The sequence below is a fragment of the Streptomyces sp. 351MFTsu5.1 genome (assembly GCF_000383655.1).
GTDB lineage: Bacteria > Actinomycetota > Actinomycetes > Streptomycetales > Streptomycetaceae > Streptomyces > Streptomyces griseorubiginosus.
Map to the genome: position 1 here is coordinate 411279 of NZ_KB911776.1, position 21492 is coordinate 432770.

Here is a 21492-nt window from a genome sequence, read left to right on the forward strand (position 1 = left end):
GCCATTTTGCTGTCCCTGTGGAAACCACAGTCCGCTCCGACGTGGATGACAGCCTTCTTACCTAACTTCCCTGCCCATGACAGGAATCCAGCCGGAACACCAGCAGTCGGCCCCCGGGCCGAAACACAAGAAGGACCTGACGCGGCGCAAGGTCGTCGTGGCCGGAGCGGGCGCGGCCGTGGCCGTGGGCGCGGCGGGCACGCTCGCCGCGTCGGGTGCCTTCGCGAGCGAGACCACCAGCACGGCGGCCTCGGCGAGCAGCACCTCCACCGCCGCCGAGGGCTGCTACCGGCTCACCTCGGAGACCACCGAGGGGCCGTACTACATCGACGCGGACAAGATCCGCCGGGACATCACCGAGGACAAGGAGGGCATCCCCCTCACCCTCCAGCTCAAGGTGATCGACTCCGAGACCTGCAAGCCGATCGCGGATGCCGCCGTGGACATCTGGCACTGCGACGCGCTCGGCATCTACTCGGGCTACGAGGCCTCGTCGACCGGCGGTGGCGGCACTCCCCCGAGTGGTGCCCCGAGCGGCATTCCGACGGGTGAGCCGCCGTCGGGTGCGCCGACCGGAGGCACTGGCGGTGTCCACCAGGACCCCACCGACGACGAGCGCTATCTGCGCGGCACCTGGAAGACCGACAAGCACGGCCAGGTCACCTTCAGGACGATCTTCCCGGGCTGGTACCGGGGCCGGACCGTGCACGTCCACACCAAGGTGCACGTGGACGGCACCTGGACCGACGCCGGCTACGAGGGCGGGCACACCTGCCACACCGGCCAGTTCTTCTTCGACGAGGAGTCCGTGCTTGCCTCCGCCGAGGTCGAGCCGTACTCCACCAGCACCACCGAGCGCACCACGCTCACCGAGGACACGATCTACGACCAGAGCGGCACCACGGGCGGCCTGCTCAAGCTGAAGTACAACAAGAAGAACATCGCCAAGGGCGTCATCGGCTCGATCACGATGGGCGTCGACCCGGACACGACGAACGACGGCACGTCCTTCTGACCCACGCACACCGAGGCGCCCGGGACCCTGAAGTCCCGGGCGCCTCCGCGTGGGCCGCGGCTCAGGTGTCGTAGGTTCCGTCCCACGGGTCCGCGAAGGCGAGGCGGTCGGGGTAGAGCTCTGCCCACTGTTCGCCCTCGTCCTCGCGGATCACCAGGCCGAAGCGGACGCCCTCGTGGAGGAGGCTGAAGGGGCGGATCGCGATGTCCGTGTAGGAACGGCGGGGGAGGCTGCGGAGCAGGGTCGCCCGGTGGACCTGGGCGCGTGTGAGCGGAGAGGCGTCGCCGACCGGGTCGCGCTGCTGCTCCGCCCAGGTGCCGGCACACCAGATGTCCGAGTCGCGGTAATTGCCCTCCGCGTCGAAGGTGTGCAGAACCGCGAACAGGCGTTTCTGATCTTCCCAGCCTTCGTCGAGGCGGAACCCCTCGGGAAAGGCATACGTGATCGACGCCAGGAACTGACCCTCCGCATACCGCCCGATCGTCTCGGTGCGGTGCTTCGGCTCGTACGCGACAGGAATGACCCCGGGCACTGCCATGGCGCAAACCATACGGCTTGGCGCGGACACGGCGATGCCCGGGTCGGTATCCGGACGGGTCCGGAGAGTCGGGCGGGTCCTGGTGGGGGCGGAGTCGACGGACTAACCGGTTCGGCAGTCGCGGCAGCGGCCGGGGGTCGGTGCGCGGAAGGGGCGGTCGCAGCCGTCGCACATCTGGAAGGGGTGTCTGGGCTCCGCGACCGGTGAGGCCGGGGGCCGTGGCGGTGGCAGTGGTGGTAGCTGGGCGGTCAGGCGGTGGGCCAGGAACGCGGCCGGGCGGACCAAAGGCTCCAGTGGCAGGTTCTCGGCCAGCGCACGGCTCACGGCGGCGGGGCCGAGGTCGCGCTCCAGCCAGGCGGCGACACCGGGAGCCAGATGTTCGGCGTCGGTGGCGGAGAGGAGGAGACGGGGGTCGCGGCGGCGGAGACCGGCGAGGACGTCGAGGGCTGCCTGGAGGAGTGCGGGCGAGGTGTATCCGGGTCGCGGTACGGCGGGCAGGCGCTTGCGGGGAGGTGGCTTGTCCGCCGCCGGGCGTCGGGTGGGTCTGCCGGAGGTCTCGGTGGCACCGGTCCGGTGACCTGGCTTGTTGCAGGAGACCGTGCGGGTGACCATCTGGCCGGTGGGGGTGCGGACCTGGGAGCGGCGGAGGTAACCGGCGGCCTGGAGTTCGCGGAGGGCGGCGGCGATGCGGGTGGGGCCCTCGGGGAAGCGCTTGGCGAGGGTCTTGATGTCGACAGCCGTGCCTGGTCGTACCGACTGGATGTAGCACGCCAGCCCGATGGCGAGCAGCGACAGTTCCTCGTGCTGGACGAGGTGGTTGCCGACCACCGTGAAGTTCTCGGTGTGGCGGGCGTTGTCGTGGACCACGCCGGACTGGGGTCGCGCGTGGGGGTGGTTTTTGCCCGGTACGCGGGACTGGGCGCGCGTGGGCGCACTAGGATTTTCGGCATCCATCGGGAAGAGGTCCGTTCTTCCTTGGTGGTCAGGCCCTCGCACTGGGATTGCAGTCCCGGCGAGGGCCGACGCATGTCTGGGGTTGTGGGTCTTGCTGCGCTGAGCGTAAGGCAGGCAACCGGTCCCGAATCCAGCCGAGTTGGGCATATTCACCCTCGCGGGTGAGTTTGCCCGGCGGGAGGGAGGGGTGGGGCTTGGTGGGGTCCTTTTTCCCCGTGGGTGGTTCATAGGGAGCGCAGGTCGCACCGGAACCCGACCCCTCGGATTCCGGTGCAGCGGTTGTCCAGGCCTTGTCCAGAGGTGTCCGGACTGTCCGGAGTACCTGTACGGGTAGGGGCGTTGAGGCACGGTCGTACGACGGAGGGGTGCGGGATGTCGGTGGACACGGAGGCGGGACGGCTCAGGACCGAGGCGGACGAGCCGGGTTGGGAGGTGGATCCTGACGACGACTGGGGGCTGGCCGTACTCGCCACGGTGGGGCGGCAGTTGCGGCTGCGGCGGGAGGCCGTGGGGCTGCGCGTGCCGGACTTCGGGGAGGCGGTCGGGTACGGCGAGGACATGGTCTACAAGATCGAGGCGGGGAAGCGGATTCCCAGGAAGGAGTATCTGGACCGGTCCGACGAGGTGTTGGACGCGGGCGGGCTGATCTCGGCGTCCTGGGAGGACGTGAAGAAGGTCCGGTACCCGAAGAAGGTGCGGGACCTGGCGACGATGGAGGAGAAGGCGGTCGAGATCGGGGTGTACGTGTGCAGCAGCATCCCCGGCCTGCTCCAGACGCCCGACCACGCACGGGCCCTGCTGGAATCCTGGCTGCCCGTCTACGCGCCCGAGGACCTGGAACGCCGCGTGGCCGCCCGGATGGCCCGGCAGTCGGTCTACGAACGCTCGCCCGCTCCCACCCTCGCCTTCGTCCTGGAAGAGTCGACGCTGCACCGCGGGGTTGGAGGCACAATGGTGCGGCGACAGCAGTTCGAACGTCTGCTGGAGGTGGGGCGGTTGCCCAACGTCACGCTTCAGGTGATGCCGTTGGACAGTCCACCGCATCCGGGCATGAGCGGGAGGATCGAGTTGCTGAAGTTCGAGGACGGCACCGCCGTCGGACGCTGCGACGGAGCGTTCAACGGCCGCCCGGTCTCGGACCTGAGGGAACTGCGGATCCTCGAGCTGCGATACGGCACCATCCGGGCCCAGGCTCTTCCCCCGGGGGAGTCGGCGGCCCTCATCGAGCGACTGCTGGGAGAAACATGATCCGCAAGCCCACTGCCGGTGACGCCTCCGGGCTCGCGTGGTTCAAGAGCAGCTACAGCGACGGCCCCGACGGTGACTCCTGTGTCGAGGTCGCCACCACCCCTGCCGTTGTCCACGTCCGTGACTCCAAGAGCCCCGACACCGGACCGCGCCTCGCGCTGACGCCGGGCGCCTGGAGGGATTTCGTGGCGTACACATCGGGGAACTGACCCACGGGTACCCACGTCCACGGCCTCCGACGGCGCTGCGCCACCACTGCGTGGAGCCCGGAGGCCGTAGGAGCAGGTGGCCCGGAACCTCCCCAAGGCGGACTCCGGTGTGCACGACCACGCCTCGCACAGCGCGCGCAAGGAGGCCGTCCAGGCTTGCCGACATCCGCCACCACGCCTTCTGCCACGTCGGCGTGGGGTGGCGGCGAGCGAACCCGTGGTCGGCGTCACGGTGCGGCACTGATGAGAAGACCTCAGCCGCCAACCCTCGTGGGCCGACAGGTGCCACGGCCAGGCGGAGACCAGGCTTGCGGCGGGTCGGTCGGCGAGCCGAACGGTCCGAGACCAGTGAGACGATCGCCTGACTTCCGGGCAGAAGAGCAGACTCAGCCGGCGAAGCACCGGCCCGGGCATCAGGGCCTCAGCAGTCCGCCCACCCACCAGTCGTGCGGTTTGCCGTCGTTGGCGATGCCGCGATTGCGCAGAGTCCCTTCGACGGTGAAGCCGAGTTTCTCGGCGACGGCACGCGAGCCGGTGTTCCCGGCCATGGCCCACCACTCGATGCGGTGGACGTCGAGGGTGGCCCAGCCCCAGTCGCACAGGGCCCGAGCCGCCTCCGCCGAGTACCCGCGTCCGCGCTGTTCCTTGACCGCCCAGTAACCGAGCTCCCAGACGCCGCGGCTGACGAGGGTCAGGCAGTACGAGCCGACCAGGGCGCCGGTGTCCTTGCGGAACGCGCCGAGGGTGTAGTCCCTGTCCTCGGCCCACTGAGCGGGCAGCTTCTCGTCGACGAGCTTCTCTGCGTCCGTACGCCGGTACGGCACCGGCACCGGCGTATAGAACTGAATGTCCTCGTCCTGGCAGGCTTCGTGCACCGCATCCACGTCGGCGGATGTGAAGGCCCGAAGCACCAGACGGTCGGTCTCAAGAGTCACCGGATCCATCGCGGCAGTATGAACACCACCGGCAAGCAGCGACCAGCGAATATCCGTCGGCCCTGCCTGCTGAGGCAGGGCCGACGCGACGGTGACGGTTACACCGAGTCGCCGCCGAAGCGCTCCTTGTAGTTCTCCAGGTCCTCGTCCGTCAGCTTGGCGAACAGGACCGGGGGGACCGTGAAGGGGATGCCGGGGGTGAGGGCGGTCAGGGTGCGGGCCTCGTCGGCGGAGATCCAGGTGGCGGTGTCGGAGGGCAGGGCGAACGCCTGGCGCATGGCGGCCGAGGTCGCCGGGATGAAGGGTTCCGAGACCACCGCGTAGAGGTGGATCAGGTTCATCGCCGTGCGCAGCGTCAGCGCCGCGCCGTCCTTGTCCGTCTTGATCTCCAGCCAGGGGGCCTTCTCCTCCAGGTAGGAGTTGCCCGCCGACCACAGCGCGCGCAGGGCCGCCGCGGCCTTGCGGAACTGGAGCGCCTCCATCTGCTGCTCGTACTCGGCGAGCAGCCGGGCGATCTCCTCGCCCAGCTTCGCCTCCGCCGCACCCGGCTCACCGCCCGCCGGGACCTCCTCGCCGAAGCGCTTCTTGGAGAAGGACAGGACGCGGTTGACGAAGTTGCCGAGGGTGTCCGCCAGGTCCTTGTTCACCGTGGCCGTGAAGTGCTCCCAGGTGAAGGACGAGTCGTCCGACTCGGGGGCGTTCGCGATGAGGAAGTACCGCCAGTAGTCGGCGGGGAGGATGTCGAGGGCCTGGTCCGTGAACACGCCCCGCTTCTGGGACGTGGAGAACTTCCCGCCGTAGTACGTCAGCCAGTTGAAGGCCTTGACGTAGTCGACCTTCTTCCACGGCTCGCGCACGCCCAGCTCGGTCGCCGGGAACATCACCGTGTGGAACGGGACGTTGTCCTTCGCCATGAACTCGGTGTAGCGGACGTCGGTGTCGACGTCGTACCACCACGACTTCCAGTCCCGGTTCTCCGGGTCCAGATCCGCCCACTCCTTCGTCGCGCCGATGTACTCGATCGGGGCGTCGAACCAGACGTAGAAGACCTTGCCCTCGGCCGCGAGCTCCGGCCAGGTGTCGGCCGGGACCGGCACGCCCCAGTCCAGGTCACGGGTGATCGCGCGGTCGTGCAGGCCTTCGTTCAGCCACTTGCGGGCGATCGAGGAGGCGAGCTGGGGCCAGTCGTCCTCGTGGGCCGCCACCCATGCCTCGACCTCGTGCTGGAGCTTGGACTGGAGGAGGAAGAGGTGCTTGGTCTCGCGCACCTCCAGGTCGGTGGAGCCGGAGATCGCCGAGCGCGGGTTGATCAGGTCGGTGGGGTCCAGGACGCGCGTGCAGTTCTCGCACTGGTCGCCGCGGGCCTTGTCGTAGCCGCAGTGGGGACAGGTGCCCTCGACATAGCGGTCCGGGAGGAAGCGGCCGTCGGTGGGGCTGTAGACCTGGCGGATCGCGCGCTCTTCGATGAAGCCGTTCTCGTTCAGGCGGCGGGCGAAGTGCTGGGTGATCTCGACGTTCTGCTGCGAGGAGCTGCGGCCGAAGTAGTCGAAGGCCAGCGCGAAGCCGTCGTAGACCGCCTTCTGCGCGTCGTGCGCCTGCGCGCAGAACTCCGCGACCGGGATGCCCTGCTCCTTCGCGGCCAGCTCGGCGGGGGTGCCGTGCTCGTCCGTCGCGCAGATGTAGAGGACCTCGTGGCCGCGCTGGCGCAGGTAACGGGAGTAGACGTCCGCCGGGAGCATGGACCCCACCATGTTGCCCAGGTGCTTGATCCCGTTGATGTACGGAAGGGCGCTGGTGATGAGGTGTCGAGCCATCGGGGGCTGCTCCCAGGTTGGTCGTGCGGGTGAGTCGCTAGTCGCTAGTCGCTTCGCGAGTCTTGAAATCGTATCCGACATGGGTGGGCCGCCCGCTTCCCGTTTTCGGCAGGGGGGAAGGGGGCGGCCTCGGGGTGCTGCTACGGCGTCACGGGCGCCAGTTCGCCAGGATGCCCTCGTAGATCTCCGCGTCCGTGAGTTCCTTCGGGGTCTCGCCCGCGAGGAAGTGGGACGTGGTGGGGAGCTTCAGCTTGCGGAGGTAGTCGAAGGCCTTGTTCTCCGGGTCACCGAAGGCGACGAAGGAGAAGAAGACGTTCGGGTGGGTCTTCGCCGCCTCCGTGAGGGCCTGGGTGGCGGGGGTCTTCGCGTCCGGGGCGCCGTCCGTCTGGAAGACGACGAGGGCGGGGGTGTCGGGGGCGTTCTTGGTGTGCTGCGCGAGGACTTCCTCGACGGCGGCGTGGTAGCTGGTACGGCCCATGCGGCCGAGGCCCGCGTGCAGGTCGTCGATCTTGTTCTCGTGGTCGGTGAGGGTGAGCTCGCCGGTGCCGTCCAGTTCCGTGGAGAAGAAGACCACGTGGACCGTGGACTCGGGGTCCAGGTGGGCGGCGAGGGCGAGGGTCTGCTCGCCGAGGGCCTGGGCGGAGCCGTCCTTGTAGTACGGGCGCATGCTCGCGGAACGGTCCAGGACGAGGTAGGTCCTCGCGGTGGTGCCGGTGAGGTTGTGGGCGGAGAGGGTGGTGGCGGCGGTGTCGTAGGCGCTGCGGAGGGGTGCGGGGACCGTCACCGACCGGCCTTCGGCCGGGTCGTCGTTCCCACCCGCACCACCCGTACCACTTTCGTCGTCGGCTGCGGGTGGCCCCTGTGGGGCGTTCTCGCCGTCGGCGGCCGCGGGGGCCTCCGGCTCGGGGACGGGCTCGGGCTCGGGGGCGGATTCGAGCTCGGGCTCGGCCTCGGGGACGACGTCGGCGACCGGTGCGGGCTCGGGCGCGGGTTCGGTTTCGGGTTCTACGGCGGCTGCGGGGGCGGGCTCGGGCTGGGGCTCGGGTTCTGCGACGGCCTCCGGCTCTGGCTCGGGAGCCTCGGTGGCTACCGGCTCGGGCTCTGCGGCCTCGGGCTTCGCTACCTCTGCTGCCGCAGGGACGGGCTCCTCGGCCACCGGCTCGTCCGGGGTCGCCTCAGGCTCCGCGGCGGGTTCCTCGGCAGCGGCCTTTTCGGCGACGGGCTCCTCAGCCGTCGTCGTCTCGGGCTCCGCCGGCGACTCCGTTTCCGCTGCGGGTTCCTCGGCAGCGGCCTCCTCGGCAACCGGCTCTTCAGCGACGGCCTCCTCGGCGGTCGCGTCCTGAGCCGCAGGCTCCTCAGCCGCCGTCGTCTCGGGCTCCGCCGGCGACTCCGTTTCCGCTGCGGGTTCCTCGGCAGCGGCCTTCTCGGAGGCCGGCTCCTCAAGCGCGGGCTCCTCCGCTGCCTGCGCCTCGGCCGCCGGCTCCTCGGCAGTCACCCGCTTCTCGGCGGCCGCCTCCGTAGGTGCCTCCGCGACCGGTGTCTCCACCTGCTCCGTCGACCCCGCCGGAGGCGTCTGCTTCGGGACCGTCACGTTGTCGAACGCGGCTGAGACCAGCTCGTGCTCGGAGTCGGAGTCCGAGTCGGTGGTCGGCGTCTCGGTGCGGGGTTCGGGGACCGTGGCCGTCACCTCCGCCGGAGGCGCCGGCTTCGGTTCCGTCGCCTCCTGCGAAGGAACCGCACCCTCTGCCTCGGTGGCAGCGGCCTTGCGTGATCGGCCGCCGAACGCGTTCCGCAGGAGAGTGAGAATGCCCATTAGCGCAACCCTTCGCATGAGTTGAAGCCCGTCAATCCCTGGCCAGGACGGACACGTAAGGTTAGCGGCCCCGGATGGCGATCTTGGGCAGGGGCGGGTGACGGGACCGCCTCCAGTCAAGACCTACTTCCGGACGTAACCCGTGGGCGCCCTCAACTCTCCTCCGTCCACCCCGGATTCATTCACCGTTCACCGCCCCGCCCTGCTCCCGCACAGACGCCCCCCTACCGTCCGTCAAGCGAGACTCAAGGGGAAGCAAGGGGAGAGCAAAGTGCGTGTGCAGCTGCCGTTGATCAACGCCGTCCACGGGCGGTCCGCCCTGACCTGTCGGTTCCGGTGCGGGGACGCCTGTTTCCACCCCGCGCCCAACACTTCCGCCAACCCGTACGTCGGCGACGTGATCGCCGCCGCGCTCAGCCGCCGTTCGGTGATGCGGGCCGCCGCCGTCGTCACGGTGGCGGCCGCCGCCGGTACGGCCGTCGCCGTTCCCGACGCCGAGGCCGCCGACGTCAGGAAGGGCACGCCCCGCGGCAAGGCTGCCCGTGGACTCCGGTTCGCGCCCGTCGCGCCCAACACCGCCGACACCGTGACCGTCCCGGCCGGCTACGCCCAGAACGTCGTCGTGCGCTGGGGCGAGCCCATTCTGCGCGGAGCCCCGGCCTTCGACCCGGAGCGGCAGACCGCCGCCGCCCAGGCCGGTCAGTTCGGGTACAACAACGACTTCCTCGCGCTGCTGCCCCTCCCGGGCGAGCGCGGCCGGCAGGTGCTCGTCGCCAACCACGAGTACACCGACGAGGTCCTGATGTTCCGCGGCTACGACGCCGCCAACCCCACCCGCGAGCAGGTCGAGATCGCCTGGGCCGCGCACGGTCTCGGTGTCGTCGTGGTGGAGGAGAACAGGAAGAACGGCGCCCTCACCCTCGTCCCCCGGCATCACCTCAACCGGCGCGTCACCGCCACCACCGAGTTCCGGCTGACCGGGCCCGCCGCCGGGTCCGACCTGCTGAAGACGTCCGCCGACCCGACCGGCCGCAAGGTCCTCGGCACGCTCAACAACTGCTCCGGCGGCACCACCCCGTGGGGCACCACCCTGCACGGCGAGGAGAACTTCAACCAGTACTTCGCCAACGCCAGCCGGGCGACCGACAAGCGGTACGGGATCGGGGCGGGAGCGAGTGAGCGCAAGTGGGAGCGGTTCGACAAGCGGTTCGATGTCGCGCAGGAGCCCAACGAGCCCCACCGCTTCGGGTACGTCGTCGAGCTCGACCCGTACGACCCGTCCTCCACGCCCCGCAAGCACACCGCGCTCGGCCGGTTCAAGCACGAGGGGGCGACCGTACGGCTGACGCACGACGGGCGGCCGGTGGTGTACTCCGGGGACGACGAGCGGTTCGACTACTTCTACAAGTTCGTCGGCAGCAAGCGGATGAAGCACGGCAGCGGCAGGGCCGTGCGGGAGCACAATCTCTCGCTGCTCGACGAGGGGACCCTGTACGTCGCCCGCCTCACCGGCGACTCCCCCGCCCTCGAGATCGACGGCACCGGGAAGCTGCCCGCCGACGGCGAGTTCGACGGCGGCGGGGAGTGGATCCCACTGGCCACGGCCACCGCGAAGGGTGCCGTGTCGCACGTCGAGGGCATGTCCGCCGACGAGGTGTTCGTGTTCACCCGGCTCGCCGGGGACAAGGTCGGCGCGACGAAGATGGACCGGCCGGAGGACATCGAGCCCAACCCGCGCACCGGCAAGGTGTACGTCGCCCTGACGAACAACACCAACCGCGGTGTCGGCGCGAACGCCCCGGCCGACGAGGCCAACCCCCGCAACGCCAACAAGCACGGGCACGTCCTCGAACTCACCGAGCGGTGGAACCGGGCCGACAGCACCGAGTTCGCCTGGACGCTGTTTCTCGTCGCCGGGGACCCGGAGGATCCGGCCACCTACTTCGCCGGGTTCCCGAAGGACCACGTCAGCCCCATCTCCTGCCCCGACAACGTGGCCTTCGACCCGCACGGCAACCTGTGGATCTCCACCGACGGCAACCAGCTCGGCTCCCACGACGGCCTGTTCGGGGTCGCGACCCGGGGCGAGCGGCGCGGTGAGCTCAAGCAGTTCCTGACCGTGCCGACCGGGGCGGAGACCTGCGGTCCGCTGGTCCAGGACCGGCGGGTGCTCGTGGCCGTGCAGCACCCCGGTGAGATCAACGGGGCGACGGTCGAGAAGCCGGCGAGCACCTGGCCCGACGGCCCGGGGAGGATCGTCCGTCCGGCGGTCGTGGCGGTGTGGCGCAAGGACGGCCACGACATCGGCGTCTGAACCGGACAAGTGCCTCAGGGCACGGCCGGAACCGTCGGGCGCCGCTCCCCGCTCCCCGCACCGCCCTGTTCCAGCCATTCCCGGTACGCCGGTGCCTGCCGTGCGCTCTCCCAGTACGCCTCCTCCAGCGCGGGACGGACCCCGTCCAGGTCCGTCTCGGTGCGGGCCGCGAGGAGGAGTCGTACGCCGAGCGGGTCGCCGTGCAGCCGTCGTACCGCCATGTCGGGGCGGGGCACCCGGGTGGGCTGGCAGACGGTGACGACCTCACCGGTGGCGACCAGGGCGTCGGCCGTGTGGTAATCGCCGTGCAGGACCGTGGGGTTGACGCCCGCCGCGCGGAACATCCGCTGCACGGCGTCCCATTCGCCGTCGACCGTGGGGTCGATCATCCAGCGGTCCCCGGCCAGGTCGGCGAGGGTGACCACGGGCTTCGCGGCCGCCGGATGGTCCGCCGGCAAGGACACGAACTGCGGCTCGCGTTCGACCAGGACGCGCAGGCACAGCTCGCGCGGGATGCGCAGCGGGCAGCCCTCCACCTCGTGCACGAAGGCCACGTCGAGCTGGCCGTCGGCGACCATGCGCAGCAGCGCGTTGGGGGAGACGTTCATGTGGAGGGTGGGGTCCTGGCCGTGTGCGCGCAGCCGGCGCAGCCAGCCCGACAGGGCCCGGCTCGCGGTGGAGCCGACACGGAGTTGCGGGCCGCCCGTCGCGGCCGCGCGGGCGTCCGCCACCAGGGAGCGCATCTCGGCCAGCAGGGGGCGGGCGCGGCTGAGGACGAGCCGCCCCAGCGGGGTGGGGCGGCAGCCGGATCGGGCGCGGACGAACAGCGCGCCGCCCAGGGCCTGTTCGATCCGGCGCAGCTGGGTACTCAGCGACGGCTGGGCGACGCCCAGCTGACGGGCGGCCCGGTGCAGGCTGCCGGTGTCGGCTATGGCCACCACCGCGCGGAGGTGTCTCACCTCGAGGTCCATGCGATCGGAGCGTAAGGCGGGGGCAGGGGTTGCACCAGGGGTGCCGAACTCCGGTGATAGGCCCGTACTATCGCCGGTTGGCATCATCACAGCCACCGCACAGGCACCGACACTCACATCGACGACTCACCCCCACCAAGGAGTCCTCGATGCGCAAGCACCCCCATGCCCTCACCGCCACGGCGGTCGCCCTCGGTCTGGCAACGGCCGGTCTGGTCACGGCGGTTCCCGCCTCCGCGGCACCGGAGCCCGCGCCGCGGGCCGGCTACACCGCGACCACGACGACGGACACCAGCGAGGCGTTCTTCCAGGCCGTCCTCGCGTCCGTGGCCGAGAAGCGGGCCGCGAACCCGAACAGCGCCGCGGCCGTCACCGTGGTCTACGACGCCTCCCGGGCACCCACGTTCAGCTCCCAGATAAGCCGCAGCGCCCAGATATGGAACAGCTCGGTGTCGAACGTCAGACTCCAGTCGGGGTCGGCGGCGAGCGCCGACTTCTCCTACCGGGAGGGCAACGACTCGCGCGGTTCGTACGCCTCGACGGACGGGCACGGGCGCGGCTACGTCTTCCTGGACTACCGGCAGAACCAGCAGTACGACTCCACCCGGGTCACCGCGCACGAGACGGGCCATGTGCTCGGGCTGCCGGACCACTACTCCGGTCCGTGCAGCGAGCTGATGTCGGGCGGCGGCCCCGGCACGTCCTGCACCAACGCGATCCCGAACTCCGCCGAGCGCAGCCGGGTGAACCAGCTGTGGGCCAACGGCCTGGCCGCCGCCATGGACAAGGCCCTGCACAAGTCCGACCGCTAGACCAGGACCAAGCCGCCACCCCCCACCCCGGTGCGGGCCGCCCACCACGAGAGGGCGGCCCGCACCGGCATGACGGCGGTCAGCGCGGTGAGGTGATCGCGCGGGCCGCCGCCACCTCCTGGCGCACCGGCTCCAGCACGCTGCCCGCGGGCCCGGTGAGGTCGGTGCGGACCTCGTAGAGGGTCTCCGCCTCGCGCAGGCCGTCCGCCAACTCCCGCAGTTGCAGGGTCACCTGGACGACCTCCGCGGTCGACGGGGGCGCGGCTCCGTGACGTACGCGGACCCGGGCCGCGGTCGTGGCGTCCACGATCCGCTCCACCGCGACGACCAGCGGCCACCAGGCCGCCGCCCGCCGTCCCATGGGCGGCGGTTCGGTCAGGGCGCGCTGGAACTCGGTGCGGATGACCGAGAGGTCGCGATAGAGGCGGCGGCGCATACGGGCGCGAGCGGCCGGTTCCACCCCGTTGCCGAACGCGCCCTCCACATAGGCCGCCGTGTCCGCGACCGCGTCCGCCAGGCGGTCGCCGACCCGGGTGTGCCAGCTCTCCGGCCACAGCAGGTACCCCGCGACCAGGGCGATGGCACAGCCCATCAGGGAGTCCAGCAGGCGGGGCAGCAGCAGGGCGGTGCCCTGGTGGTTGAGGATGTCCGACAGGAGCAGGATCACCGGGGTGATGGCGGCCGTCTGATAGCCGTAGCCCCGCGGGGTGAGCGCCGGGATCAGCGGGGCGAGCAGCAGCATCACCGGTACGTCCCACCACCCGCGCGGCACCTGGGAGAGCACCGCCGCCGCGACCACAAGACCGGCCACCGTGCCCAGCGCCCGCAGCAGCGCCCGGGAGAACACCGAGCCGAAGTCGGGCTTGAGGACGAACGTGATCGTCAGGGCCACCCAGTAGGAGCGGGGGACGGGGACGATCGAGACCAGTGCCTGGGCCAGCCCGATGCACAGCGCGAGGCGGAGCCCGTACCGCCAGGACGCCGCCGACAGGGCCACGTTGCGGGCGGCGCCTGCGGCCCGGACGCCGAGTGCGGCCGGGCGGCCGAGGCGGTCGTCGATGCCGCGCGGGTCCACGTCCGGTACGGCGACGACCTCGGCGGCGTGCCGCAGGGCGTGGTCGACGGCCCGGCTGGTCTCCGACACCGGCACGGGCAGCTTCAGGCCGATGGGGCCGGTGTATCCGGTCTCCACGGCCCGCGCGAGATGGCGGACCGTCTCGGGAATCTCCGGTGCCAGCGGCCGCCCCGACAGGTGGGCGGCGGGTGCGGCCTCCACCACCGGCGTGATCGCGTTCAACTGGGCGAGCAGCCGGGTCAGTTCGGGGCTGCGGCCGTGGTGGCGGGCGCGCCGGGCGAGGACGAGGTCGTACGACTGGTTCAGGGACTGGGTGACGGTGTGCCGTGCCTCGTCGTACTCCGCGCGGCCGCAGGCGGCCATCAGGTCGGCCACCGTCCGGTAGGTGGCCGCGACCGCCGCCCGTTCCGGCACCCCGGACCTGAGCGGCCAGGCCAGCAGCGCGAGGAGCAGGACGAGCAGGCCGCCGCCGGTCATCAGCAGCGGGGCGAGCCACCAGTCGCCGGGCATCGGAAGGCCCGCACCGACCACGGAGTTCAGCAGCAGGAGCAGACCGGAGACGGAGGCGACCGCGCCGATCGTCGAGATCATCCCGGAGACGAGCGCGACCGCGGTGACCGCGCAGACGGCGATCCAGCCCTGGCCGTACACCAGGGACCCGAGCGTGATGCCGACGGCGCCGAACAGCTGCGGGATCGCGATGTTGAGGATGCGCATGCGGTAGGCGTCGGCGGTGTCGCCGATGACGCCGGACAGGGCGCCCATGGAGACGAGGGCGCCGTACGCGGCCTGGTCGACGGCGAGTCCGACCGCCAGCGGGAGGGACATCGCGACGGCCGCGCGCGCCACGGCGGCCCGGTTGACGGGGGCCTGCTGGGCTTGGAGGTTCCGGACCAGCCAGTCGGGCGGGGTGAGGCCGATGCGGGACATGCGCTCATTATGAACACCCAGGTCAAGCGGGCCGGTGGAGTGCCAGGTCCACCAGCAGGGCCCGGTGGTCGGTGTCGGCCAGGTCCAGGAAGCGGGCGTCGCGCGCCGAGAAGTCCTTCGACACCAGGACGTGGTCGATCTGGGCCCCGATCACCGGGGCGGTGCGGGCCGGCCAGGTGGGGGTGCGGCCGGAACGGGCGAGACGGGCGGCGTCGCGCAGTCCGGTGTCGAGGAGCGCGCGGAAGGCCGCATGGTCCTGGGAGGCGTTGAAGTCTCCGGCCAGGAGGGTGGGTTCAGGACCCCGGGAGGCGGCGAAGTCCCGCAGGGCGCCCAACTCCCGCCGCCATGCCCCCAGCTGTCCCGGCAGGGGCGGCATCGGGTGCGCCAGTTGCAGGCGTACGGCGTGACCGCGCACCTCGGCGACGGCTCCCGGCATGCCCATGGTCGCCGGAACGGCGGGGGCGGCCCGCAGCGGGAAGCGGCTCAGGATGACGGACCCCGTGGAGCCGGCGCCCTCCACGGACCGCCGGTACGGGTACTCCCCGGCGAGGGTCTCCCGCAGGGCCGCCGAACAGCCGTACTCGCACTCCTCCACGAACACGACGTCCGGCTCCTCCCGGCGTACGGCGGCGACCAGCGCGTCGGTGGCCCGGCCGAACTCGACGTTGGAGGTGAGGACTTCCAGCCGGGCGAGCACCCGGCCGTCCGGTTCGGCGCCCTCGCCGTGGGGGGCGAGGAACCACGCGAGCAGGCCCAGGGCCACGGCCGCCCACAGCGTCCCCGGCCACCAGCGGGTGAGCAGGGCGAGGGCCAGCCCGAGGCCGGTGGGCGCGAGCAGCCACGGCAGGAAGGCGAGGAGCTGGGGGACGGGGGTGACGCCGTCGGTGTCGGCGACGCGGCAGCCGACGACCGCGCTCACGGCGGCGAGGAGCAGGGCGGAGGTCCAGATGCCGAGGCGCCGGTGGGTCACCGTGCCGAGCCTACGAGCGGGCGTCGACCTGCGCCAGGAACTCCCCGAGCGCGGCGTTGAACTCGGCCGGCCGCTCCAGGTTCGGCAGGTGCGCCGCGCCCTCGATCACGCACAGCCGGGACTCCGGGAGGGCCGCGTGCATCGCCTCCGCGTCGGCGACCGGCGTGTAGGTGTCGTCGGCGCCCACGACGACCAGGGCCGGGACCGTGACGCGGGGCAGCAGCTCACGGTGGTCGGAGCGGGCGGCGCGGGCACGCAGGGCGGCCGCGGCGGACTCGGGGCGGGTGGCCGTCATCATGCCGAGGACGTGCGCCTTGACCTCGGCGGCGGCGTACGGCGCGACCATCTTCTCCAGCACCTCCTCCGCGTACCCGGCCATGCCCTCGCGCAGCAGCCGGTCCGCCATGGCGTGCCGGATCCGTACGCCCTCGGGGGTCTCCGCCGCCGGGAAGGTGTCGGCGAGGACCAGGCCGCGGATCCGCTCGGGGAAGAGCCGGTAGCAGTCCATGACGATCTGGCCGCCCATCGACAGGCCCGCCAGCACACAGGCCGGCACGTCCTGGTCGTCGAGCAGCGCCTCGATGTCCCGGGCGAAGTCCTCGAAGAGCTCCACGGGGTACCCGCCGGGTGCGGTGCCGTAGCCGCGCAGGTCCGGGGCGAGGACCCGGCGGGAGGCGGAGAAGGCGTCGGTCTGGGGGCGCCACATGGTGTGATCGAAGGGGTGGCCGTGCACCAGGACCAGGGGAGTCGGCGTCATGATACGGACCCTAGGCAGCCGCCGTTTCTCGGTGCAATAAAATCTTTGCCCTCGGTGCAATCGCCGGAGGGTTCGCGTGCCCGTCCACCGGGCGCCGTCACAGGGGGTTCGAGTGCCCGACTACCGCCGTATCGCCGACCGCATCGCCGCCGACATCGCGACAGGACGGCTCCGGCCCGGCGAACGGCTGCCCCCGCAGCGCCAGTTCGCCCGCCGGCACGGGATCGCCGCGTCCACGGCGGAGCGGGCGTACGGCGAACTCGTCCGGCGGGGACTGGTCGTCGGGGAGGTCGGGCGTGGCACCTTCGTACGGGCCGGCCTGCCCGAGCGGCTCGGCAAGGGGCTCATCGAGGACGCCGGAGCGCCCGTCAACCTGGAGCTCAACTACCCTTCCGCGCCGGGCCAGTCGGACCTGCTCGCCGGCACGCTCGGGTCCCTGCTGCGCCCCGACACGCTGACCGAGGCCCTGCGCCCCGCGGCCGTCACCGGCACTCCCGCCGCCCGCGAGGCCACGGCCGCCCTGCTCGCCACCCCGCACTGGCGCCCCGAGCCGGACCGGATCCTCTTCACCGGCAACGCCCGCCAGGCCGTGGCCGCCGCCCTCGCCGCCCTGGTACGGCCGGGCGGCCGGGTCGGGGTCGAGGAGCTGACCTACCCGGTGGTCAAGGAGATCGCGGCCCGCCTCGGCATCACCCTGGTCCCGCTCGCCACCGACGCGGACGGCCCGCTCCCGGACGCCGTCGCCGCCGCCCACCGCACGGCTCCCCTGTCGGCCCTCTACGTCCAGCCGACCCTGCACAACCCGACCTCCGCGACCATGGGCACCGAGCGCCGGCGCCACCTCGCGGGCACGGTCACCGCCCTGGACATCCCCGTCGTGGAGGACCGCATCTGGTCGTTCCTCGCGCAGGCCGACGACCCGCTCGCGGCCCTCGCCCCCGAACACACCCTGGTCGTCGACGGGCTCTCCAAGCGGGTCGCGCCCGGGCTCACCGTCGGCTTCCTCGTCGTCCCCCGGCAGCGCGCGGAGACGGTGGCCGACGCCGTCCGCTCGGGCGGCTGGAGCGCGGGCCGGTTCGCGCTGGAGGCGGGCACGGGGTGGATGGCCGACGGGACCGTGGCACGGCTGGTCGCGGCGAAACGGGCCGACGCGGCGCACCGGCAGCGGCTGCTCGCCGCATGCCTGGACGGGTTCGCCGTACGGTCCGATCCGCGCGCCTACTACGCCTGGTGGCAACTCCCCGCCCCCTGGCGGGCGGACACCTTCACGGCCGCCGCGGCGGCGCTCGGCATCGCCCTGACGCCCGGACCGTCCTTCGCCGTCGGCCCGCACCGCACCCCGGACGCGGTCAGGCTCGGGCTCGGGTCGGCTCCGGTGCCGGATCTGGAACGGGCGCTGCGGACCCTCGCCGGGCTCGCGGCGAGCCGTAGCGACCGGTGAGCCAGCAGGTCAGGGCCACCGCCAGACCGACGGTCACCAGCAGCCAGGACACCGTGCGGAGCGTGGCCGTCAGCGCGTCGTAGACGGCGCCCGCGGCCGGGCGGTGCACCGGGTCCGGCAGGTCGGTGAGGGTGAAGTGGCGGCCCACGGCGACGGCGAGGGCGAGCAGCGCGCCGCCGAGCGCGGTGCCGAGGGCGGTCGCGGTGAGGGCGCGGCGACGGCAGGCCGCGACCGCGATCCCGGTGACGGCGAGGACGGCGGCCGTGACGGGCAGCCAGAAACCGGCGACTTCGAGCACGTCGTAGCCCTTCCTCAGGCGGTCGAGTTCGGCGGCCGGGAGCACGGCCACCTTCGTCCGGGGCAGGGCCTCGGACGTGTGTCCCGGGGCCAGTCGGCGCCCCACCTCGGCCAGGTCGACGGTCACCTCGCGGCGGCTGTCGTCGTGCAGCGCGCTCCACACGGCGTCGTGGACGGCCCGGTTGCCGGCGTCCCACGCGGCGGGGAAGGCCGGGGTGCGGGCGAAGTCGTGCACGAAGGGCCGCAGCGGTTCGTCGACCTCGTCCTCCAGCGCGTCCCGTACGGCGGGCTCGGCGGCCAGCGGTGCCATCGCGGTGACGTACCGGCCCGGATCGGCGAGGCCGTACGCCGCCCAGGCCGCCAGCGCGCCGAACGGCACCAGGAGACAGGCCACGGCGATCAGGGCGGCCGACAGGGCGCCACGGACACGGGGGGTCACCCCTCCAGGCAAGACCGCCGAAGGCGACCGCGCGAGCCGTGGAGCTGCGGATTAGGCCCTCCGGTGGAGGGTTCACCCGAACGGGTGTCTCATGGATCAAGGGGGAACCGGGAGATCCGGGGAAAACCGGGGGACGGACAGCGGGGGACATCGGGGGCATCGGGGACACCGGGGGACGTCGGGGGGCATCGGGGAGAAGGAGGCCGATCCATGCACCGCACCCCTACGGCCCTGCGGACCCTGGCCGTGGTCCTGCTCACCGGCGCGACACTCGCCGTCCCGGCGGCGGGCACCTTCGCCGCGGCCGCCCCGCCCACCCACGCCGAAGGCCACGGTCGCGGCGGTCAGGTCTGGGGCACCATCGTCTCCCGCACCGCGCTGAACGTGCGGGACGCGCCCACCACACACTCCGCGGTCGTCGACCGGCTCGCACCGGGCAGCCGGGACCGCATCGAGTGCATGGTCCGCGGACAGAGCGTCAACGGCAACCCGTACTGGTACTGGTTCACCGGTGCCGAGGGCTGGGTCAGCGCCGCGTTCGTCGACACCGGCGGCCGGCGTGTGCCGACCTGCGCGGACCCGTGTCCGCAGTGGAAGAACGACACCTGGAACAACGCCGACTGGAGCGACCCGGACTGGAACGCCGGATCCGACACCTGGGCGGCTTCCGGGACCGTGTCCTTCAGCTTCTCGGGGTCCTGGACCTGGACCGTGACCGGATCGTCGGGATGAGGGAATCGTCGGGATGAGGGAAAGGTCGGGGATGAGGGAAAGGTCGGGATGAGGGAAGGTGGGCCCCCTGGCCGGGTGACCGGCCAGGGGGCCCACCGCTGTGCCCGGACCCTCTCAGCGGATCCGGTTCCCCTCGGCGTCCTCGTGGGTGTAGTAGCGGTAGAAGAACACGACGAAGATGCCCGCCGCGACCGCGAGCCCCAGCGCCACCGAGCGCAGCACGCTCTCGCCGGTCTGGCTGTACAGGAACCCGACGGCCGCGCCGGCGAAGCCGGACTTCACGGCCGAGTGGAGCTCTCGCTTCAGCAGCGGGGCGAAGGTCGCCACGGCGAGGCACAGCACGATGAACGCGAGCGCCGTGACGCACCCGAACAGGACGTTCCAGCCGGTGATCGGCCCGCCGTCCCTGCGGTTGGCCGCGGCCCAGTAGCCGTAGACGAGCCCCAGGGCCACGGGGATGCCGTACCGGGCCGCGAGATGGACCTTCGGGCTGAACACGTCGGGTGTCCGGGCGAAACCGCCCGCGGGTGCCGCATGAGCCATGAGAGCACTCCTCTCTCCGCCCCCGGTATGCCCCTGCCTTCCAGAGCACACCTGGAGAGGGTCCCTGGCAAGTCGAAGGGGACGATTGCCCTCCCGGGAACTGCCCTTGCCGGTCGCAGCGGTTACCGTGCTGCGGTAAGTGATCGACGGGGGATGGGGAGGGAACGATGCCCGGGACCGTGCTGCTGCTCGCCGCCTCACCGGTGGGCAAGAGCTGTCTGGTGGACGCGGCGTCCGTGCTTCCCGTCCTCGCCGCGGTGCCGCCCGCCGTGCTCTCCGGCGCCGACACGGCCAACGTCGTCGAACTCGCCGACCCCCTGGAACCGCAGGCCGTCCTGACCCGGCTGCGTGCCGTCGCGGCCACGCCCGGTCCGCTCACCGTGTTCGTCGCCGGCCAGCTCGCCCTGGACCGGCGCCAGCATCTGCCCCACCTCGCGCTGGCCCGCACCACGCCGGCCACGGTCCGCTACACCGCGCTGCCCTGGCAGTGGATCCGCGAGGAGTTCCGGCTGCGGACACCGGGTTCGACGACGCTCTTCCTCGACCTGCACGCCGACGCGGAGACCTGGGGATGGCTGCGGACGCACGCCCTCGACTCCGGGCGCAACAACGCGGTGTACGGGCGGATCGCGCCCCCGCCGTCCCGCCGCAAGGTCGCGGTGCCGGCGTACATGAAGACGATCGCGACGATCCTCCGCAGCGGCCACCGCCCCGCGGAACCGGACCTCCACCAACAGGCCTTCGGCCGCCTGGGAAGTGACGCGTACGGCGACATCGTCCTCACGGTGCCGTCGGTGCCGGTGGCGGCGCCGCCGGGACGGGGGGTGGCTGGGGCGGTGTCGGCGCAGGGGGTGGTTGCGGCTCAGCGGGTGGCTCCGGTGCCGGGGGCGGCCGTGGCCCAGCAGGTGGCCCCGGCTCACGGAGTGTCCTCGGCTGGAGGGGTTGCCGCAACTCGTGAGCTGACTCCGGCCCATGGCATGGCCGTGGCTCAGGGGGTTGCGTCGGCTCAGGGGGTCGACTCGGCTCAAGGGGTCGGTCTGGTGCGCGAGTTGGTCCCGGCCGTGGACGTGGTCCCGGTCCCGGATGCGGCCCCGGGGCAAGACGTGGCCTCGGCTCAGTGGAGGACCTCGGCCCAGGACGTGCAGCTGGCTCCGCAGGGGGCTCTGGCCCGAGGAGTTGACCCGGCCCAGGAGGCCCCCCGTACTCACGACGTGCCCCGAGCTCAGGGGGTCGACTCGGCTCAAGGGGCCGGTTGGGCGCGCGAGTTGGTCCCGGCCGCGGACGTGGTCCCGGTCCCGGATGCGGCCCCGGGGCAAGACGTGGCCTCGGCTCAGTGGAGGACCTCGGCCCAGGACGTGCAGCTGGCTCCGCAGGGGGCTCTGGCCCGAGGAGTTGACTCGGCCCAGGAGGCCCCCCGTACTCACGACGTGCCCCCGGCTCAGCGCGTCGACCCCGCTCGGCAGGGCGTTCCCGGTGGGTTCTCCGGGGCGGAGCCCGTGGATCCGCACGCCTACATCGCCGCCGCTGTGCAGAGCGGGCGGCATCAGGATGCCGAGGTCGTTGCCGCCGCTCATGGGGAGGCCGCCGCCCGGGACCACGGGGCCGCGTCCGAGCAGGCTCTGCACTGGGCGGAGGTGCGGGCGGATCTGGCGATGTTCGCCGGGGATCCGGTGCGCAGCTGCCGG

Annotated in this window: 18 protein-coding genes and 1 pseudogene; 8 read left to right on the forward strand and 11 right to left on the reverse strand. The window is 72.1% G+C overall.

What is annotated here, in order from left to right; genetic code table 11:
* Positions 1 to 76 precede the first annotated feature (76 nt).
* The gene (locus H295_RS0105295) at positions 77 to 1015 is read left to right on the forward strand and encodes an intradiol ring-cleavage dioxygenase (RefSeq protein WP_020134294.1); all 939 of its coding nucleotides are present in this window, start codon (positions 77 to 79) and stop codon (positions 1013 to 1015) included.
* Positions 1016 to 1076: 61 nt separating this feature from the next.
* Here H295_RS0105295 and H295_RS0105300 read toward each other — a convergent pair whose 3' ends face one another.
* Both H295_RS0105300 and H295_RS0105305 read right to left on the reverse strand, forming a co-directional pair.
* Entirely contained in the window at positions 1077 to 1553 is a 477-nt protein-coding gene (locus tag H295_RS0105300; RefSeq protein WP_020134295.1) for a hypothetical protein, read from the reverse strand.
* A 102-nt stretch (positions 1554 to 1655) separates the two neighbouring features.
* Positions 1656 to 2507 carry a DNA-binding protein gene (locus tag H295_RS0105305; protein ID WP_028809069.1) on the reverse strand — a complete coding sequence of 284 codons (852 nt, stop codon included), beginning with the start codon at positions 2505 to 2507 and terminating at the stop codon, positions 1656 to 1658.
* Positions 2508 to 2879: 372 nt separating this feature from the next.
* Here H295_RS0105305 and H295_RS0105310 point away from each other — a divergent pair, with 372 nt between their 5' ends.
* Positions 2880 to 3755: a helix-turn-helix domain-containing protein gene (locus tag H295_RS0105310; protein WP_020134297.1), complete on the forward strand. Its 876-nt coding sequence runs from the start codon at positions 2880 to 2882 to the stop codon at positions 3753 to 3755.
* Entirely contained in the window at positions 3752 to 3964 is a 213-nt protein-coding gene (locus tag H295_RS0105315; protein ID WP_020134298.1) for a DUF397 domain-containing protein, read from the forward strand. The genes H295_RS0105310 and H295_RS0105315 overlap by 4 nt, the downstream gene beginning before the upstream one ends.
* A 413-nt stretch (positions 3965 to 4377) precedes the next feature.
* On the opposite strand, the gene H295_RS0105320 is transcribed toward H295_RS0105315, so the two are convergent.
* From H295_RS0105320 to H295_RS0105330, 3 genes are all read right to left on the reverse strand, one after another.
* Positions 4378 to 4908, reverse strand: a complete 531-nt coding sequence (locus H295_RS0105320; protein WP_020134299.1) for a GNAT family N-acetyltransferase — start codon at positions 4906 to 4908, stop codon at positions 4378 to 4380.
* Positions 4909 to 4997: 89 nt separating this feature from the next.
* Entirely contained in the window at positions 4998 to 6713 is a 1716-nt protein-coding gene (metG, locus tag H295_RS0105325) for a methionine--tRNA ligase (RefSeq protein WP_020134300.1), read from the reverse strand.
* A 148-nt stretch (positions 6714 to 6861) separates the two neighbouring features.
* A complete protein-coding gene (locus tag H295_RS0105330) occupies positions 6862 to 8526 on the reverse strand; it encodes a VWA domain-containing protein (protein ID WP_020134301.1) in 1665 nt (554 codons plus the stop codon).
* 271 nt (positions 8527 to 8797) lie between these two features.
* Between H295_RS0105330 and H295_RS0105335 the strand changes: the two genes are divergently transcribed.
* Positions 8798 to 10840 (forward strand): PhoX family protein, encoded by a 2043-nt coding sequence (locus H295_RS0105335; RefSeq protein WP_020134302.1) that lies wholly within the window; start codon positions 8798 to 8800, stop codon positions 10838 to 10840.
* Positions 10841 to 10854: 14 nt separating this feature from the next.
* On the opposite strand, the gene H295_RS0105340 is transcribed toward H295_RS0105335, so the two are convergent.
* Positions 10855 to 11811, reverse strand: a complete 957-nt coding sequence (locus H295_RS0105340; RefSeq protein WP_020134303.1) for a LysR family transcriptional regulator — start codon at positions 11809 to 11811, stop codon at positions 10855 to 10857.
* A gap of 149 nt (positions 11812 to 11960) precedes the next feature.
* Between H295_RS0105340 and snpA the strand changes: the two genes are divergently transcribed.
* Positions 11961 to 12623 (forward strand): snapalysin, encoded by a 663-nt coding sequence (gene snpA / locus H295_RS0105345; RefSeq protein ID WP_020134304.1) that lies wholly within the window; start codon positions 11961 to 11963, stop codon positions 12621 to 12623.
* Positions 12624 to 12702: 79 nt separating this feature from the next.
* Here the strand turns inward: snpA and H295_RS0105350 are convergent, their stop codons facing one another.
* From H295_RS0105350 to H295_RS0105360, 3 genes are read right to left on the reverse strand one after another with little or no spacing between them, the layout of a single operon-like run.
* Entirely contained in the window at positions 12703 to 14628 is a 1926-nt protein-coding gene (locus H295_RS0105350) for an FUSC family protein (protein ID WP_020134305.1), read from the reverse strand.
* A 22-nt stretch (positions 14629 to 14650) separates the two neighbouring features.
* The gene (locus H295_RS0105355) at positions 14651 to 15598 is read right to left on the reverse strand and encodes an endonuclease/exonuclease/phosphatase family protein (RefSeq protein WP_020134306.1); all 948 of its coding nucleotides are present in this window, start codon (positions 15596 to 15598) and stop codon (positions 14651 to 14653) included.
* A 10-nt stretch (positions 15599 to 15608) separates the two neighbouring features.
* Positions 15609 to 16355, reverse strand: a complete 747-nt coding sequence (locus H295_RS0105360) for an alpha/beta fold hydrolase (protein ID WP_020134307.1) — start codon at positions 16353 to 16355, stop codon at positions 15609 to 15611.
* A 112-nt stretch (positions 16356 to 16467) separates the two neighbouring features.
* On the opposite strand from H295_RS0105360, the gene H295_RS0105365 reads away from it, so the two are divergent.
* Positions 16468 to 17796, forward strand: a complete 1329-nt coding sequence (locus H295_RS0105365; RefSeq protein WP_020134308.1) for a PLP-dependent aminotransferase family protein — start codon at positions 16468 to 16470, stop codon at positions 17794 to 17796.
* Here the strand turns inward: H295_RS0105365 and H295_RS0105370 are convergent.
* The gene (locus H295_RS0105370; RefSeq protein ID WP_020134309.1) at positions 17705 to 18532 is read right to left on the reverse strand and encodes a hypothetical protein; all 828 of its coding nucleotides are present in this window, start codon (positions 18530 to 18532) and stop codon (positions 17705 to 17707) included. The two genes, H295_RS0105365 and H295_RS0105370, sit on opposite strands and share 92 nt — an antisense overlap.
* A gap of 210 nt (positions 18533 to 18742) precedes the next feature.
* On the opposite strand from H295_RS0105370, the gene H295_RS0105375 reads away from it, so the two are divergent.
* Positions 18743 to 19264, forward strand: coding sequence for an SH3 domain-containing protein (locus tag H295_RS0105375; RefSeq protein WP_020134310.1), 522 nt, complete (start codon positions 18743 to 18745; stop codon positions 19262 to 19264).
* A gap of 114 nt (positions 19265 to 19378) precedes the next feature.
* Here the strand turns inward: H295_RS0105375 and H295_RS0105380 are convergent, their stop codons facing one another.
* A complete protein-coding gene (locus H295_RS0105380; protein ID WP_020134311.1) occupies positions 19379 to 19807 on the reverse strand; it encodes a hypothetical protein in 429 nt (142 codons plus the stop codon).
* Positions 19808 to 19974: 167 nt separating this feature from the next.
* Between H295_RS0105380 and H295_RS47785 the strand changes: the two are divergent.
* Positions 19975 to 20623: pseudogene (locus H295_RS47785) on the forward strand (hypothetical protein); the annotation flags it as partial.
* Positions 20624 to 21492 lie beyond the last annotated feature (869 nt).

Coding starts and splice junctions, on each gene's coding strand:
- H295_RS0105375 (WP_020134310.1), top strand. CDS start 18,743: ATGCACCGCACCCCTACGGCCCTGCGGACCCTGGCCGTGGTCCTGCTC.
- H295_RS0105295 (WP_020134294.1), top strand. CDS start 77: ATGACAGGAATCCAGCCGGAACACCAGCAGTCGGCCCCCGGGCCGAAA.
- H295_RS0105340 (WP_020134303.1), bottom strand. CDS start 11,811: ATGGACCTCGAGGTGAGACACCTCCGCGCGGTGGTGGCCATAGCCGAC.
- H295_RS0105360 (WP_020134307.1), bottom strand. CDS start 16,355: ATGACGCCGACTCCCCTGGTCCTGGTGCACGGCCACCCCTTCGATCAC.
- H295_RS0105380 (WP_020134311.1), bottom strand. CDS start 19,807: ATGGCTCATGCGGCACCCGCGGGCGGTTTCGCCCGGACACCCGACGTG.
- H295_RS0105320 (WP_020134299.1), bottom strand. CDS start 4,908: ATGGATCCGGTGACTCTTGAGACCGACCGTCTGGTGCTTCGGGCCTTC.
- metG (WP_020134300.1), bottom strand. CDS start 6,713: ATGGCTCGACACCTCATCACCAGCGCCCTTCCGTACATCAACGGGATC.
- H295_RS0105310 (WP_020134297.1), top strand. CDS start 2,880: ATGTCGGTGGACACGGAGGCGGGACGGCTCAGGACCGAGGCGGACGAG.
- H295_RS0105330 (WP_020134301.1), bottom strand. CDS start 8,526: ATGGGCATTCTCACTCTCCTGCGGAACGCGTTCGGCGGCCGATCACGC.
- H295_RS0105305 (WP_028809069.1), bottom strand. CDS start 2,507: ATGGATGCCGAAAATCCTAGTGCGCCCACGCGCGCCCAGTCCCGCGTA.
- H295_RS0105315 (WP_020134298.1), top strand. CDS start 3,752: ATGATCCGCAAGCCCACTGCCGGTGACGCCTCCGGGCTCGCGTGGTTC.
- H295_RS0105300 (WP_020134295.1), bottom strand. CDS start 1,553: ATGGCAGTGCCCGGGGTCATTCCTGTCGCGTACGAGCCGAAGCACCGC.
- snpA (WP_020134304.1), top strand. CDS start 11,961: ATGCGCAAGCACCCCCATGCCCTCACCGCCACGGCGGTCGCCCTCGGT.
- H295_RS0105350 (WP_020134305.1), bottom strand. CDS start 14,628: ATGTCCCGCATCGGCCTCACCCCGCCCGACTGGCTGGTCCGGAACCTC.